Origin of the sequence: Polaribacter sp. ALD11 (assembly GCF_002831685.1) — a bacterium.
In the GTDB taxonomy this organism is placed as follows: domain Bacteria; phylum Bacteroidota; class Bacteroidia; order Flavobacteriales; family Flavobacteriaceae; genus Polaribacter.
In genome coordinates this window covers 2304004-2320068 of record NZ_CP025119.1, presented here as the reverse complement: position 1 = coordinate 2320068, position 16065 = coordinate 2304004, and the positions used below count along the sequence as shown (strand labels likewise).

14 protein-coding genes are annotated in these 16065 nt (G+C 30.6%); 3 read left to right on the top strand and 11 right to left on the bottom strand.

What is annotated here, in order from left to right; genetic code table 11:
• Window positions 1-12: 12 nt before the first annotated feature.
• The 11 genes from CW731_RS10195 to CW731_RS10145 all read right to left on the bottom strand — a co-directional run bounded on the left by CW731_RS10195 (window position 13) and on the right by CW731_RS10145 (window position 11299).
• On the bottom strand, window positions 13-648 hold the full coding sequence (locus tag CW731_RS10195) for a carbonic anhydrase family protein (protein ID WP_100946625.1): 636 nt from the start codon (window positions 646-648) through the stop codon (window positions 13-15).
• Window positions 649-653: 5 nt separating this feature from the next.
• Window positions 654-2522 carry a SulP family inorganic anion transporter gene (locus CW731_RS10190; RefSeq protein ID WP_100946624.1) on the bottom strand — a complete coding sequence of 623 codons (1869 nt, stop codon included), beginning with the start codon at window positions 2520-2522 and terminating at the stop codon, window positions 654-656.
• A 78-nt stretch (window positions 2523-2600) separates the two neighbouring features.
• Complete coding sequence (locus tag CW731_RS10185; RefSeq protein WP_100946623.1) at window positions 2601-2891, bottom strand: hypothetical protein; 291 nt, start codon at window positions 2889-2891, stop codon at window positions 2601-2603.
• Window positions 2892-2897: 6 nt separating this feature from the next.
• A complete protein-coding gene (locus CW731_RS10180; RefSeq protein WP_232734658.1) occupies window positions 2898-3650 on the bottom strand; it encodes an SH3 domain-containing protein in 753 nt (250 codons plus the stop codon).
• 1 nt (window position 3651) lies between these two features.
• On the bottom strand, window positions 3652-5412 hold the full coding sequence (locus CW731_RS10175; RefSeq protein ID WP_100946622.1) for a BatD family protein: 1761 nt from the start codon (window positions 5410-5412) through the stop codon (window positions 3652-3654).
• 23 nt (window positions 5413-5435) lie between these two features.
• Window positions 5436-6272, bottom strand: a complete 837-nt coding sequence (locus tag CW731_RS10170) for a tetratricopeptide repeat protein (protein ID WP_100947680.1) — start codon at window positions 6270-6272, stop codon at window positions 5436-5438.
• A 1-nt stretch (window position 6273) separates the two neighbouring features.
• Entirely contained in the window at window positions 6274-7320 is a 1047-nt protein-coding gene (locus CW731_RS10165; protein ID WP_100946621.1) for a VWA domain-containing protein, read from the bottom strand.
• Window positions 7321-7396: 76 nt separating this feature from the next.
• Window positions 7397-8404 (bottom strand): VWA domain-containing protein, encoded by a 1008-nt coding sequence (locus tag CW731_RS10160; protein WP_100946620.1) that lies wholly within the window; start codon window positions 8402-8404, stop codon window positions 7397-7399.
• Window positions 8391-9308: a BatD family protein gene (locus CW731_RS10155; RefSeq protein ID WP_100946619.1), complete on the bottom strand. Its 918-nt coding sequence runs from the start codon at window positions 9306-9308 to the stop codon at window positions 8391-8393. Before CW731_RS10155 ends, CW731_RS10160 begins: the two co-directional genes overlap by 14 nt.
• Window positions 9309-9320: 12 nt before the next feature.
• On the bottom strand, window positions 9321-10190 hold the full coding sequence (locus tag CW731_RS10150; protein ID WP_100946618.1) for a DUF58 domain-containing protein: 870 nt from the start codon (window positions 10188-10190) through the stop codon (window positions 9321-9323).
• A gap of 119 nt (window positions 10191-10309) precedes the next feature.
• On the bottom strand, window positions 10310-11299 hold the full coding sequence (locus CW731_RS10145) for a MoxR family ATPase (protein WP_100946617.1): 990 nt from the start codon (window positions 11297-11299) through the stop codon (window positions 10310-10312).
• Window positions 11300-11440: 141 nt separating this feature from the next.
• Between CW731_RS10145 and CW731_RS10140 the strand changes: the two genes are divergently transcribed.
• From CW731_RS10140 to CW731_RS10130, 3 genes are all read left to right on the top strand, one after another.
• Window positions 11441-12007: an RNA polymerase sigma factor gene (locus tag CW731_RS10140; protein WP_100946616.1), complete on the top strand. Its 567-nt coding sequence runs from the start codon at window positions 11441-11443 to the stop codon at window positions 12005-12007.
• Between the two features lie 65 nt (window positions 12008-12072).
• Complete coding sequence (locus tag CW731_RS10135) at window positions 12073-13062, top strand: FecR family protein (RefSeq protein ID WP_100946615.1); 990 nt, start codon at window positions 12073-12075, stop codon at window positions 13060-13062.
• 20 nt (window positions 13063-13082) lie between these two features.
• Window positions 13083-16019, top strand: coding sequence for a TonB-dependent receptor (locus CW731_RS10130; protein ID WP_100946614.1), 2937 nt, complete (start codon window positions 13083-13085; stop codon window positions 16017-16019).
• Window positions 16020-16065 lie beyond the last annotated feature (46 nt).

Here is a 16065-nt window from a genome sequence, read left to right as displayed (position 1 = left end):
TTTTATAATAAATTAGAGCATCATTACTTTTCCGCTACTAATATGATAAACACCACCAACAATTTTAATTTCTCCGCTTTTTTCCATTTCATTTAAAATAGGACTTTTCTCTCTAATTCTTTGAATGGTTAATTTTACGTTGTTTTCAATGGTTTTATTTACAAAATCTGTATTAGAAGAATTATGTTTTCCTTTAACCTCCTCTTCAGATTTTTTAACTGCTGGCTGAATATTACCTAACATCGATGTAATATTTCCTAATTCTACATGATCGCAAGCAGCTTTAATAGCGCCACAGCTTTCATGACCTAAAACAAAAACCAACTTACTTCCTGCAACCTTACAAGAATACTCCATGCTTCCTAAGATATCTGTGTTTTCGAAATTTCCAGCAACTCTAGCAACAAAAATATCACCAATAGTTTGATCAAAAATTAATTCTACAGGAACTCTAGAATCGATGCATGAAAGTACAATAGCTTTTGGGTGTTGAGCATCTGTAGTTTGTGTAATTAATGCTTTATGGTCTATAGTATGAACTTCGTCTCTAATAAAACGAGAATTTCCTTCAATAAAATCTTGTAACACTATTAATGGTGTTAGCTTATCTTGAACATCTTTTGTTATTGCTTTATTTCTATGTGGCATATTTTTTAGTTTTTAAATTCGTCTTTTACATTTTGTTTTATCCATTGTACACAAGTTTTAAAACTTTTAAAAATGTGTTCTTTAGGTATAAAATCTGGAATGATATCAATTCTTTCCATCATATACCTTGGTTGTTGCAATAAGTTTACAAAAAGCACTTCAATATTTTTTTTCTTTAAATCTAAAAGCATGTCTTCCATGGCATATAAACCAGACTGATCCATATATTGCATTCTACCTAAACGCATAATTACGGTTTTTGCAGATTCTGGAATTTGTTGCGAAAGCGCTTGAAACTCACTTGTAGAACCAAAAAATAAAGGACCTTTAACGTGTTTAATAAATACTTCTTCTTTTAAGTTTGTTGGAAAATTTATTTCATCTTCCCATGCTTCTTCTTTTAATGATTTTACATCAGACCTTTCTGCAGTTAAATCGCCAATTTTTTTCATAAACATTAAAGAAGCAATTACCAATCCAATACCTACTGCGTACACTAAGTTCCAAAAGGTTGATAGTAATAAAACAATAATCATAATTAAAACCTCAGAACTTAATTTAATCGGTCCTATCTTAATGTCTTTTGGCAAATAAGGTATTGCTTTCAATCCTTTATAATCCATTACACCAATACCAACTGTAATTAAAATACCTGCTAAAACTCCGGCTGGAATTTTTGAAGCAATCGGTCCTAAACCTAACATTATTACCAGTAACATAATTCCTGCAATCATTCCAGAAAGTTTTGTTTTTCCACCAGCATTAATATTTACTACAGTTCTAATAGTTGCACCTGCTCCAGGAAGACCACCGAATAATGCTGCGATACTGTTTCCTATTCCTTGACCAACTAATTCTTTGTTTGGCTTGTGTTTTGTTTTGGTCATATTATCTGCTACAACACTTGTTAGTAGCGAATCTATTGCACCTAACAGTGCTAATGTTAAAGCAGTAAAAATATATGGTGTAATGCTAGAGAGACTAAAACCTGTAAATATTTCCCATTTCGGAATCGGAATTCCACTTGGTATCTCTTGTATAGTTCTATAGTCTAAACCAAAGCCAACAGCAACTCCAGACATTACAATTAATGCTACAAGCGTACTTGGTACTTTGGTGGTAATCCGTTTAAACCCATAGATTATAATTATTGTACCTAGTGCTAGTAAGAACTCTAACCAGTTAATGTTTTGTATTGCTTTAGGAAAAGCTTTTATAGCACCTAAAGCACCAGAAGTCTCTTTTGCAGCTAGTGTTTGTGATTCTTTTAAAATATCTTCAGCTGTAATTAACTGGCCTCTTCTATTTGTTTCTTCAAAATCCTCTAAAACTAAAATACCTTCACCAGCCTCTTCTTTTAAAATGTTTTCTAAAATTACTTCTTGAGCTTGTGTTTTAAATGTGTTTACAAATTGTACATCTTCTTTTGGATAATAGCCAACTGAAGGTAATACTTGAGTAAGTAAAATTATTAGACCGATTGCAGTCATAAAACCAGAAACAACAGGGTAGGGGATGTACCGAATGTACTTTCCTAGACCAATAACACCTAGTATAATTTGAAACAATCCTGCTAAAAGAAAAACAGTTAAAATAGCAGGCAAAGCTTTCGTAATATCGCCATCATTTGCAGCAACAATACCAGCTATAACTACCATACTTACAGCAGTCATTGGAGCAGTTGGCCCTGAAATTTGTGTATTTGTTCCGCCAAAAAGAGCGGCAAAGAAACTAATAAAAATTGCACCATATAAACCAGCACTCGGCCCTAAGCCAGAAGAAACACCAAAGGCTAAAGCTAGGGGTAGTGCAACAATACCTGCAGTAATACCACCAAAAGCGTCACCTTTTATGTTTGAAAATAATTTTTTCATAAATAAATAATTTAACCTATCGCTCTGTAAACGATAGGTTTAAAGTTAAAGTTAAAATTTGATATTTCTAAAAATATTTTACACTAATTCTGGTGGAGGAGAAGTATTTTCCTGAGAAATGTCTGTGTAATGTTTTAAATAGTAGTCGAGTAAGTCCTTTTTATCTAGAGAGTTAAAAAGGGATAAGCATGTTTTAGTTTCAGAAAACTTTACATCAAAACTTTTAGAAACTTCTTTTTGATTATTTTCTTCTTCACTTACCTTAAGAAGAATAGAAATATCGAAACTTTCTTGTACAACAGAAAGTATTGTGGGAGTCACAATAAAAAGTGTAAAAATAAAAGTTAAGATAATAGCTATTCTATGCATTATTAATTATAATTCTTTAATTTCTTCGGCGATTATCCAACCTAATTTTCCATCCGCTAATTTAATCTTTTTCCAATTATCTACAACATCTAAAACTATAACTTTTGCACCTTCATGTAATGTGAAAACTTCTTCAGCATTTAAAGTTGGTGCATTTCTAACCTCTGTTTTTGTAGCAAAAACGATAGCTTCTTTGTTCTTTTTTGATTGATTATACTGATTATAAGTAATAAAAAGGGTGAAAAATAAAAGAATAAAACAGATACTACTTGTTGTAAAATAGATTCTTTTTTTAATAGATGTATGTGAAAAGTGAAAAAGTAAAAATAAAATTGATGCTATAAATGAAAACATTACAGCTATTATTGCCCATGTGTTATAAGAAAATTTTTGAATATAGTTTTTATTAAACCTTTGAAAAATAGTTTTTGGTACTTCCTCTATATTATCTAGAGCCAAACGTTTTGCAAATATCAAGTTGTTTTTAACATCGGTATTTAAAGGGTTTAGTTTTAAAGCTTTTTCGTAATAGAATATTGTTGGTCCAACTTTGTTTAGCTTGTAATAAGAGTTCCCTAAATTTAAATACAATTCAGCTGAAACGGCATCTTGAGCTTCAATTTCTTTATATTTTTCAATCGCTTTTTCAAACGCACCATTTTTGTACAATTCGTTTGCAGAGGTAAATAAACTATCTGCATTCTGAGCCGTTACCGAGTAGGCAATCATCAATAATAAAAATAAAATCTTTTTCATCATCTTATAATTGTTTGTCTAATTGAACAATAACTTCTTTAGCTCTCTCAAATTCTTCTTTCATTTGAGTGGCTGTATAAGGTGTGTAACGTGCGAAATCAGAACTTTTTAAAACTTCAATAAATTGATTAATTGTTGTTGTTTTAATTTTTTTATCTTCTAGTATCTCAGTAATTCTTTCTTTACTGATGTCCGCCGTCTCTATTCCTAATTTCGCTTTTAAATAATTATGTAAAGCGCGCTCTAAAGCTTCATAAAAAGCTTCTTTTTTACCCAATTGTCTTTGAGCTTTAGAAAGATATTTCTTTGCTAATCTTTCTGCTTTTCTAGTTTTATTACCAAGAACATCATTGCTTCTTTCTTCATTTCTTTTTGCGACAAATATTCCGATAGGAATTGCAACTAATGGCAATAAAAGTAAAATATAAAACAGATTAGATTTAAAGAAGTTTGATTTTTTTGTGGTTACAAAATTTGTTTTTGTAGCAATATATCTAAAGTTTTTGCCAGTTGAAACGACTTCTTTTTTTCTAACGGAAGTTGTATCTACAGTTACCAATTCTTTACCTTCTTGCACATCTACAAAGAAATCTTCTGTAGCAATTGTTTTGTATTTTTTTTCATTCGGGTTAAAGTAAGAAAATGAGACACTTGGTATTTTATACTTCCCCTTATATTGTGGCACAACAGTATATGTATCTGTTACAGTGCCAGTAACACCACTTGCGCTTATACGAACGTTTTCTTTTCTTTCTGGTTGATACATTTCTAATTCTGCAGGTGTTTCTACAGTTGGCAATTCAAAAAGTTTTAAATTTCCGTTTCCAGAAACCGCAACTTTTACTTGGCTTGTTTCATTTGCTTTTAAAATATCTTTGCTTAGCGAAACATCAAAATTAAAATCACCTACAGCACCCGTAAAGTTTGCTGGTTTTCCTGCTAAAGGAAGGCTTAAAGGACTAATTATTTTTTTAGCGGATGCAAATTCTCTTCTAACATTTCTTGTGATTGCATTTCCGAAAAAATCTGATCTTCCAGAAGGAACGCCAATTACAATATCCATTTTCATTGGATCTATAGAAAGTTTTCCTGTTTTTGTAGGAATTAAAAGAGCTTTCTGAAGTACGATATACCTGTAATTTTCACCATTATATTTCCCCATTTTAACAGGGAACCCATTTATTTTAATAGCTTGATTCCAAAAACCGTTATATTTCGGAGGCTCTGTAACACTTGTATCATAAACACTTACATTCTCGCTTACATACAATCTGTATTCTACATAAATTCCTTCGCCAACATAAGGTCTAGATTTAGAAATTTCTGCAACTAAATGGATATTTTGTTGTGCAATATAATTAGGGTCATTTGGGTTTTTAGGAATATCTACGGCATCTAAAACGATGATCTTTACAGGTTCAGATTGTATGAGTCTTCCTCCAATTTTTATGGAGGCTCTTCCAATAGAAAGTTCTCCTTTTCTTTTTGGTTGAATAATGTAGGTATAAGATTGTGAAAAACTTACTTTCCCGTTAACCCAAGATTGGCTAACCGACTGACTTGGCCCGCCAACAACTTTAAAGTTATTAAAATTTGGAGGCGAAAAGTTATCTCCTCCTTGTTTATCGATAGAAAACTCTACTCGTAAACGCTGGTTTACACCCAATTTGTTTTTACTAACTTTTGTTTTTAGAGTTGCTTCTTGTGCAACTAAAGAAACACTTAGCAAACAAATAAATAGAGATATGTAAAATTTCAACTTCATCAACTTTTTCTAAAATGGTAAATCTACCAATCTTTTTCTTGTTTTACTTTTTTACCCTTTGCTTTTTTAGCATTCATTTTCTTTTGGGTCTTTTTCTCCTCATTATTCAAGCTTTCTAATAGTTGCTTTACTTGCTGAGGTGTCATTTTTCCCTGTTGTGGTTTAGGCTTTTCTTGCTCCTTCTTGTCATCTTTTTTAGGATCTTGCTTCTTGTCTTTATCCTTGTCGCCTTTACCGTCTTTGTCTTCGTCTTTTTTGTCCTTGTCCTTTTGGTCTTTATTGTCTTCGTCCTTATTTTTATTCTTGTCGTCTTTGTCTTTCTTATCTTTATCTTTTTTGTCCTTATCTTTATCTTTATCCTTGTCTTTGTTGTCTTTGTTGTCTTTTTTATCTTGTTTTTCTTTGTCCAATAATTTTTGAGCTACGGCTAAATTATAGCGAGTTTCATCGTCAGTAGGATTGTTTCTTAACGCATTTTTATACCCATCTACAGCACCTTGATAGTTCTTAGACTCCATCATTGCGTTTCCTATGTTATGATATGCTTCTGCCTTTGTTAACTTGTTTGTTGCTGTTTTTGCTGTTAATTCATATTGTGGAATTGCCTCTTTAAAGTTTTTATTTTGATAGAAAGCATTTCCTAAGTTATAAGTTGCTTTGTCATAATTAGAATTGCTTCCTAATGCTTTTTGATAGGAAACAGAAGCATCTGTAAATTGCTTTTTTTGATATAACTCATTTCCTTGACGTAGCATCTTTCTAGCAGTTCTTTGCTGTGCTATGGTGTCTTTCTGTGCTGTTATTTCTTTTGAGGAAAACAGCAGTAAGAAAATGACAAGTATATACTTCAATTTTTTCATTTTATTTTTTTGTTTTCTCTTCGTTAAATAAATCAACTTTTCTTAACCATCTTGTTTTCTTATCAAACAAGAAAATATCTATTACTAAGAATAGCAAACCTAGTGCCAAAAACCACTGAAACTGATCTTTATAATCTGAAAATTGTTTCGTTTCAAATTCGCTTTTTTCTGCATTTGCAATAATTTCTGCTATTTCGTTTACAGGAGTGTCAGTTACGTTTCCATTAATATACTTTCCGTCGGCAGCATCTGCAATTCCTTGCAAAATATCTGGTTTTAATTTTGTGATGACAGTTTCTCCTTTTCTATCTTTTTTGTAACCAATCATAGAACCGTTTAAACGCATAGGAATTGGGCCACCTTTTTCTGTACCAACACCAACCGTGTAAATTTTTACACCTTCGTTTGCAAGATTCTGTGCAACTTGTTTTGTGTCTTCTTGATGATCTTCACCATCAGAAATAATAATTAAAAAACGATTTGTTTGTTCATCATTATTATAATATGTTTTTGCCAATTCCAAGGCTCCATTAATATCTGTTCCTTGGCTAGAAACCATATCTGGATTTGCATTTTGTAAGAACATATTAGCAGCTCCATGATCTGTTGTTATTGGTAGTAATGGATACGAGTTACCTGCATAAACAATAATACCAACTCTGTCGGAACCTAGTTTGTCTATAATTTTAGATATAATTTGTTTTGCTTTTTCTAATCGATTAGGCGCAATATCTTCTGCCAACATACTTTTAGAAATATCTAAAGCAAAAACGATATCTACACCTTCTCTTTTTACTGTTTTTAATTTGGTTCCCATTTTAGGATTCGTCAAAGAAATTATTAAAAAGGCAACCCCTAAAAGTAAAAATATTAGCTTTAAACTTCCTTTAAAAGTAGAAGAATTTGGTGCTAATTTCTTTAATAAAGAGACATCAGAAAATTTACGTTGCGTTCTTTTTTTCCACCATAAAACCAACAAGAAAATAACAATCATTATTGGAATGATTATTAGCAAGGAAAAATAAATTGGTTCTTCTATTTTATACATTTTCTATTCGTGTGTAATCGTGTAATTATTTAATTGTATCGAGATGTTTTTAAACTTCTCAATATTTACACTTTATTTAAATAAATGATTTGAATAAAGTATTTCTCAAGATAAATTCTAACAACAAGAATCCTAGTCCTAAAAAGACAAAAACTCTAAATTTTTCTTGATAATTATAATATTTAAACTCTTCTATTTTTGTTTTTTCTAGTTTGTCAATTTCATCATAAATCTCTTTTAAAGACTCATTATCGGTTGCTCTAAAATATTTTCCTTCTGTTTCAAATGCAATTTCTTGCAATAGTTTTTCGTCTATTTCTACTTGTTGCTTCCTAAAGTTTAATTTACCTGTTCTAGGGTCTCTACTCCAAGGAAAATCTGCCATTCCGTTGGTTCCAATTCCTATAGTATACACTTTAATATTTAATTCTTTTGCCAAGTCTGTAGCAGTTTTTGGGTCGATATTTCCAGAATTATTTACACCATCCGTCAATAAAATAATAACTTTACTTTTTGCTTTGCTATCTTTTAGTCGATTTACACCAGAACCTAAACCCATTCCTATCGCAGTTCCGCCTTCTAATTGTCCCCATTTCAATTCAGAAATTGTTCTTTTTATAATGCTTTTATCACTTGTAATAGGCGTTTGTGTAAAACTCTCACCTGCATAAACTACAATACCAATTCTGTCATTTGGTCTTCTATCAACAAAATTTACAGCCACTTTTTTAAGCGCTTCTAGTCTATTTGGTTTTAGATCTCTAGCCAACATACTTGCAGAAACATCAATTGCCATAACAATATCAATTCCTTTATTTGTTTTTGTCTTTTTACTTACAGAGACATTTCTTGGTCTTGCTAAAGCAACTATAATTGCTGCCAAAGCCAACAATCTTAATAGATATAATATTGGTTTTAATTTAGATAAAATAGAAGCTTCTACTTTAAAACCTTTTATACTTGGCATGGTTAAAACAGCTGTATCTTTCTTTCGCATAAAAAAATGCCAGATTGCTAATAATGGTATTAATAGTAGCAACCAGAGAAACTCAGGGTTATAAAATTCGAAATTACTCCAGTTCATCTTCTTTTTCTATTATTGGTTTAGGCTTTAAATTGCCTATAATAAATTCTGCATCTTTTCTATCGTCTTCAATTTCTAACGCCAATGGTTTTGATTTTGCAAACTTTACCAAATCTGCTTCACGCAATAAATCTTTTAATTTATCGATGGTTTCTTTTGAAGTTTCTATAGTATCTGTTTTTTTGAAATCTTTTATCATTTCTAAAACTTCATCTGTTGTGTTTTCTAATGCAGGTACTTTTAATTCACGTTCTATATAACCACGAACAATTTCTGTTAATTCAGAATAATATTCTTTTACTTTATTGTTTTGCCACAATAATTTATCATCTAATTCAGTCAACCTTAAAATTGCTTCCTCATAAGGAGGTAAAGTTCTGTAGGTTGGTGCTTCCTCTTCTTCTTTTCTTTTTCTGATAACAAACCAATAAATCCAAAAACCAATAATGGCTAAAATTGCTAAAGCGATATAAATGTATATTTTAAAATCATCGAAAGTAAAAGGTTCTTTTTTGATTGATTTTATCGGAAATTTCTTCACCTTCGTTGTATCGATAGCAACGGTAGCTACATTTACTAAAAGAGAATCTGTTAAAAAAGCCTGATTTTTTACAAATATTTGTTGTTGCGGAATGTAAAATGCGCCACTATCAAAACCGGTTAAAATATATCTTCTAATTAAACTATTTTTAATCGTATCAATCCTTGTAGAATCTATTACTTCTAAGCCCTTTAATCTTATTTTAGGAATGATTACGTTGGCTGTTTCATCCACAGAAATTTTTAATTGAAACTGTTCACCAATTCGAATATTTGTGGTGTCTATTTCTGCTTTTACCATTGGTTTTTGTGCAAAACTTAGAGTAGCAGTAAATAGTAGTATGTAGAATATTTGTTTTTTCATTTTTAAAAGTAACTATCTTCCTTTGTGTTTAAAATAACCCAATAATTTCTTTACATAATTTTCGTCAACTCTGGTGTTAACAGTTCCTGCGCCACTTCTCTTAAACATGTTTGTGTAATAATCTGTTAAGCGCAAAGCATTTGCTTTGTAACTTGTTCTTACAGATTTAGACGCTGTGTTTATCAACTGAACAGCGCCAGTTTCTGAATCTAACATGGGCACCATTCCTAAATTAGGAATTTCTTCATCATGTTTGTCAAAAATTCTAATTCCTGTTAAGTCGTGTTTTTTTGCGGCAATTTTTAATGTTTTTTCGTAGTCATCATCCATAAAATCAGACAACATAAAAACAATGGCTCTTTTTTTCATCACACTAGATAAAAACTTTAAAGCGGCAGCAATATTTGTTTTTTTACTCTTTGGTTTGAACTCAATTAACTCTCTAATGATTCTTAAAACATGACTTTTTCCTTTTTTAGGAGGAATAAAAAGTTCGATATCATCAGAAAATAAAATTAAACCTACTTTATCGTTGTTTTGGGTGGCAGAGAATGCCAATGTTGCGGCAATTTCAGTAACTGTATCTTTTTTAAATTGTGTTGCTGTTCCGAATAATTCAGAACCAGAAACATCAACCAAAAGCATCATTGTTAATTCGCGTTCTTCTTCAAAAACTTTAATATAAGGCTCATTGTAACGCGCGGTAACATTCCAATCTATGGCTCTTACATCATCACCAAACTGGTATTGCCTTACTTCAGAAAAAGTCATACCACGTCCTTTGAAAGATGAATGGTATTCACCGCCAAAAATATCATTAGACAAGCGTTTTGTCTTAATTTCTATTTTCCGAACTTTTTTAAGTATTTCCTTTGTATCCATCTTTTTAGTAAACAGTATTCAGTCGCAGTTTTCAGTTATAAGCAGACTGTTAATTTTTAAATTAGTATTCAGTATGAGTAAGCAACTGCCAACTGCTACTGATTTTACTGCCAACTTATTTATGGCACTTCAACTTCATTAATAATCTGGTTTATAATGTCTACAGACGTTATGTTTTCTGCTTCCGCTTCATAGGTAATTCCTATTCTGTGACGTAAAACATCAAAAACAACAGCTCTAACATCTTCTGGTATAACGTAGCCTCTTCGTTTAATGAAAGCATAACATTTAGCTGCTTTTGCTAAGTTGATGCTTCCACGAGGTGAAGCTCCAAAACTAATTAAATCTTTTAATTTTGGTAAGTTATATTTTTCTGGATAACGCGTTGCAAAAATAATGTCAAGAATATATTTTTCAATTTTCTCGTCCATATAAACTTCATTCGCAACTTCTCTAGCTTTAATAATTTGTGCTACAGAAATTACAGGATTTACTTTTGCAAATCCGCCAGATAAATTCTGACGCATAATAATTTGCTCATCTTGTAACTTCGGATAATCGATAACCACTTTTAGCATGAATCTATCTACTTGTGCTTCTGGTAAAGGATACGTTCCTTCTTGCTCAACTGGGTTCTGAGTTGCCATTACTAAGAAAGGTTCATCTAGCTTAAAAGTAGTATCTCCAATAGTAATTTGACGCTCTTGCATTGCTTCTAGTAAAGCAGATTGCACTTTTGCAGGCGCTCTGTTAATCTCATCGGCTAATACAAAATTCGCAAAAATGGGTCCTTTTTTAATCATGAAGTCATTTTCCTTCATGTTATAAATCATGGTTCCAACAACATCTGCTGGTAATAAATCTGGCGTAAATTGTACTCTACTAAAACTAGCTTGTACCGCTTTAGATAAGGTATTAATTGCCAAAGTTTTTGCCAAACCAGGAACTCCTTCTAATAAAATGTGTCCATTTCCAAGAAGCCCAATCAACAAACTTTCGATCATTTGTTTTTGGCCCACAATTACTTTATTCATTTCTAAAGTAAGAATATCTATAAAGGCACTTTCTCTTTCGATTTTCTCGTTAATAGCTCTTACATCTACATCCATTATATATTGTATTAGGTGTTATATTTTTTTTATTGATAACAAAGCTACAATTTTAACAAATTTATTCTTGTTAAAAGTAGGTTAAAGATGATTTGTTATTTTTTATTACATTTATAAAAATTATAGACCACAAAATTTTACATGGAAAAGCTGACGGATAAGTTTTTATGGAAATCATTAAAGGAAGGAGACTTGAATGCATTTTCTGTACTTTTTGAAACTTATTACCCAGAATTACATAGTTATGGCTTAAAAATATCGAAAAACACGGCTCTTACAGAAGATACTTTACAAGACTTTTTTATGTACGTTTATGAGCATCGAGAAAATTTAAGCGACTTAGAAACCATTGCACCTTACCTTTTTACATCTTACAAACGCTTTTTATTAAAAGTGATGAAAAAGAATGAAAAAGTAAAACATACAGACTTTTCCAATGAAAACTTTGTAGATATTCAATTTACAGCAGAAGAGTTGATGACAAACCAAGAAACACAACGGTTTAAAAATAAAAATCTTTCAACTTTATTAAATAAATTACCAAAAAGACAAAAAGAAGCCATTTATTTAAAATATTATAGTGGTTTAAAAGCCAAAGAGATATCAGAAATAATGGGTATTAATTATCAAAGTGTAGTAAATACACTTCACAAAGCAATAAATAGTTTGAAAGAAGAAATTTCTATTATTAAATTATTTAAGCTTTAACATAAAATTAAGAGTATAGAAAAAGGGAAATTGCCTTATCTATATACATTCGATACATTTATTAAATGATTAAGAAGAAGTATAATACCATAAACGATTTTTTAGAAGATGCTTCTTTTAAAAATTGGGCACTACAAAATAATGGCACAGACATTAATTTTTGGGAATTTTGGATTGAAAAGAACCCTGATAAAGCCGTATTGGTAAACAAAGCAAAAGACCTTGTTTTAGGTATTTCTTTTGACAAGGCTTTAGTAAGCAAAGAAAAAGTGGCTTTCGAATGGGGTAAATTAGAGGCTAAAATTCAAGCTAAAAAAACAAAACCTAAAAGAAAAGTAAGATTTCTAAAACAATTTAGTGCAGCTGCATCTATACTTTTATTAATTTCTATTGGTTTTTATTTTATAAATAGTAATTCTAAAATTACACATAGAACAAATTATGGAGAAATTCTAACCATAAAACTACAAGATGGTAGCGATGTTACTTTAAACTCAAATTCTAGTTTATCTTATTATAAAAATGAAAGTAGAAAAGTTTGGTTGTCTGGTGAAGCTTTTTTTCAGGTTGATAAAAAAGTAGCTACAAATGCAAAATTTTGGGTCTTAACAGATGATTTGTCTGTAGAAGTTTACGGCACCTCTTTTAATGTAAATACAAAAAAGAAAAAAACAGGTGTTTTCTTAGAGGAAGGAAATATATGGTTAAAATTGAAAAATGGAGCAGATAAAAAAATGATTCCTGGTAATTATATTTCTTATTCCGCAGAAAAAAATAAAATATTAGAAGATAAAAACATATTTAATGCGACCATAAAAACTTCTTGGAAAAATGGTTCTTTACTTTTTGAAAACCTATCTTTGGAAGAAGCGATGGAAAAAATAGAAGAAGCTTACGGCTTTTCTATAATTTTTAAAGACGAAAAAAGTAAGAATACTTTAATTACAGGAGCCGTTCCTATTACAAATATTGACATCTGTATAAAAGCAATTGAAAAATCTGTTGATGTGCTTATTATCAAAAAAGATAGTAGCTTAATTATCAGTAAGAAATAAGTGTAACTTTAAATCGGTAAATGGTTCAAAAACTAGTATTCATAAAACTTATATTACTTGTTTCTGTAGCTTTTACTTCTCAAAAAATAGTTGCTCAAGAGCATAAACAAAAGTCAATTCCGTTGGCTACTTTACTAGATAAAATTAGTAATGAGCATAAGATTTTCTTTACTTACAATGCCAACTTGCTTTCTGGTAAAAAAATTCAAGAAAAAGGGTTTGCAAATTTATCTTTAAGTGAATCTATCTCTTTATTAGAAAAAATTACACCTTTTCTTTTTGATGATCTAGGAAATAGTTACTATGTTATTTACGCCAAACAAAAATACGGTAAACGGAAAATTCATTCTAAAGGAAACACCGTTTTCTCAAAGAGTGTTCTTATCGATAGTACTTTTAATAAGAAAAGAGTAATTGTTAGGGGTATTGTTTTAAGTTCAGATAATATACCTCTTAGTGGTGCAACTTTGCAAGAAAAAGAATCTTTAGCAGGAACAACCACAAATAGCGACGGAACTTTTGAGTTTGAAATTCAGCATAAAAATAATATTACCGTTAGTTTTTTAGGGCACAACTCTAAAACGCTTCAACTTCAACCTAAAATATTTCATACAATTGTTTTATTATCCGGTGAAGAATTAGATGAAGTACAAGTTGTAGGTTCTAGAAATAAAAACAGAGTTGCAAATGACACACCGGTTGCTATTGATTTTATAGATATTGAAAAGACATCTTCTAAAAGCAGTCAAGTAGAAATTAATCAATTTTTGCAATATGCAATCCCTTCATTTAATGCAAGCAAACAATCCGGAGCAGATGGGGCAGACCATATAGATCCTGCAACTATTAGAGGTTTAGGACCAGATCAGACGTTGGTTCTAATTAATGGAAAAAGGAGGCACCAAGCATCTTTAATAAATTTATATGGCACCAGAGGAAGAGGGAATTCTGGAACCGATTTAAATGCCATACCTATTTCTGCAATAAAAAGGATAGAATTATTAAGAGATGGTGCATCTGCACAATATGGTTCAGATGCCATTGCTGGTGTAATAAATATTGTTTTAAGAGATGCTGATAATGAGCTAAATGTAAGTTCTACTTTAGGTTTTCATAATGGTGATAGTAATAGTGTTTTTCCTAATAAAGTTGATGGTTTTACTTATAAATTAGGATTAAATTATGGTACAAAAATTAGCCAAGGAGGTTTTATTAATATTTCTGCCGAAGCAGTATCAACAGACAATACGTTAAGACCAGCAACTACAGCAAGAGAAAAATACGGACAAGCAGCAGTAAAGAATGTAAGTCTTTTTTTAAATTCTGAAATTCCGATTTATAGAAATACAAAATTGTATGTTAATGGTGGTTTTAATTATAAAAACACAGCATCTTTTGCTTTTACACGAGTAGCAGATAGTGAAAGGAATGTACTCGATATTTATCCAAATGGATTTAACCCATTAATCACATCAAATATTCTAGATAATTCATTATCAGTAGGGTTGTTTACAAACTTTAAAGAATGGAATATAGATGTAAATAATACTTTTGGAAGAAATAATTTCCAATATTTTATTAAAAATACGCTAAATGCTACCTTAGAAGAAAATTCGCCAACAGAGTTTGATGCAGGTGGGCATCAATTAATTCAAAATACTACAAGTATCGATTTTTCTAGATATTTTATGGCAAAATCTTATGGATTTAACATTGCTTTGGGGCTAGAGTCTCGGTTAGATAAGTATAAAATATTTTCTGGAGAAGAAGCTTCGTATGGTTCCTATGATGTTAACGGAGATTTGGTAAGCTCAAAAACACCAGTTTCAGATTATAAAACGTATAACGGTATGGTGAGACCAGGAGGTTCACAAGGGTTTCCTGGGTATTCTCCAGAAAATGAGGTAGATAGAAATAGATCTAATTTTGGTCTTTATTTAGATACAGAGATAGATTTTACTAAAAAATTTATGATTGGCGCTGCTTTACGTTATGAATATTATAGTGATTTTGGAAGCACATTAAATTATAAACTAGCATCGAGATATAAAATTACAAATAAATTCAATCTAAGAAGTTCTTTTAGTACTGGTTTTAGAGCACCTTCTTTAGCTCAAATTTATTACAACCTAACATTCACAAATTTTATAGGAAGTAAACCAACGGAATCACTTTTAGTAGCAAATAATAGTCCTATTGCAAGAAAATTTAACATAGATAATTTAAAAGAAGAAAAAGCTATAAATTTTAGTTTAGGATTTACTGCAAAACTAAGCACAACATTTAATGCAGCACTCGATGCTTATTATGTTTCAGTTAAAGATAGGATTATACTAAGTGGTAATTTTGATGCTTCAAACTTAGGTTTAGGAATAGATAATGTTCAGTTTTTTGCAAATGGTGTAAATACAGAAACTACAGGTGTAGATTTAGTTTTAAGTTGGAGAAAAAAAATGGAGAACACTGAGTTATCTATAGACTTATCTGGAAACATTAATTATATGAGAATTACAGAAATAAATAATAAACAGTTAGATAAAGAAACTTTTTTCGGAGAGCGAGATCAACAGTTTTTATTAGCTTCTGCTCCAAAAAGTAAATTTAATCTAGGAGTTAACTATCAATATAAAAAACTGAAGACATCTTTGGGATTAACAAGGTTTAGTAGCGTTCAATTAATTGATTGGCAAATAACCCAGGATGTATCAAACTTTAATAATTCAGAAAAAGAAAGATTAGAGGCTTCTATAGATACGTATCAACCAAAAATAACAACAGATTTACACTTCAGTTATCAATTAAGTAATATAATTAATCTCCAGTTAGGTGCCAGCAACTTGTTTAATATCTACCCAACCAAACAAAGTAGTTATACTGATAGTGGAGGATTGTGGGATGCTACACAAATGGGGACAAATGGCTCTTTTTACTACACAAAATTGAATATAAAGCTGTAGTTATTAAATAATTTATATCTTTTTTGCATTTTTTTTAAAAATAAAT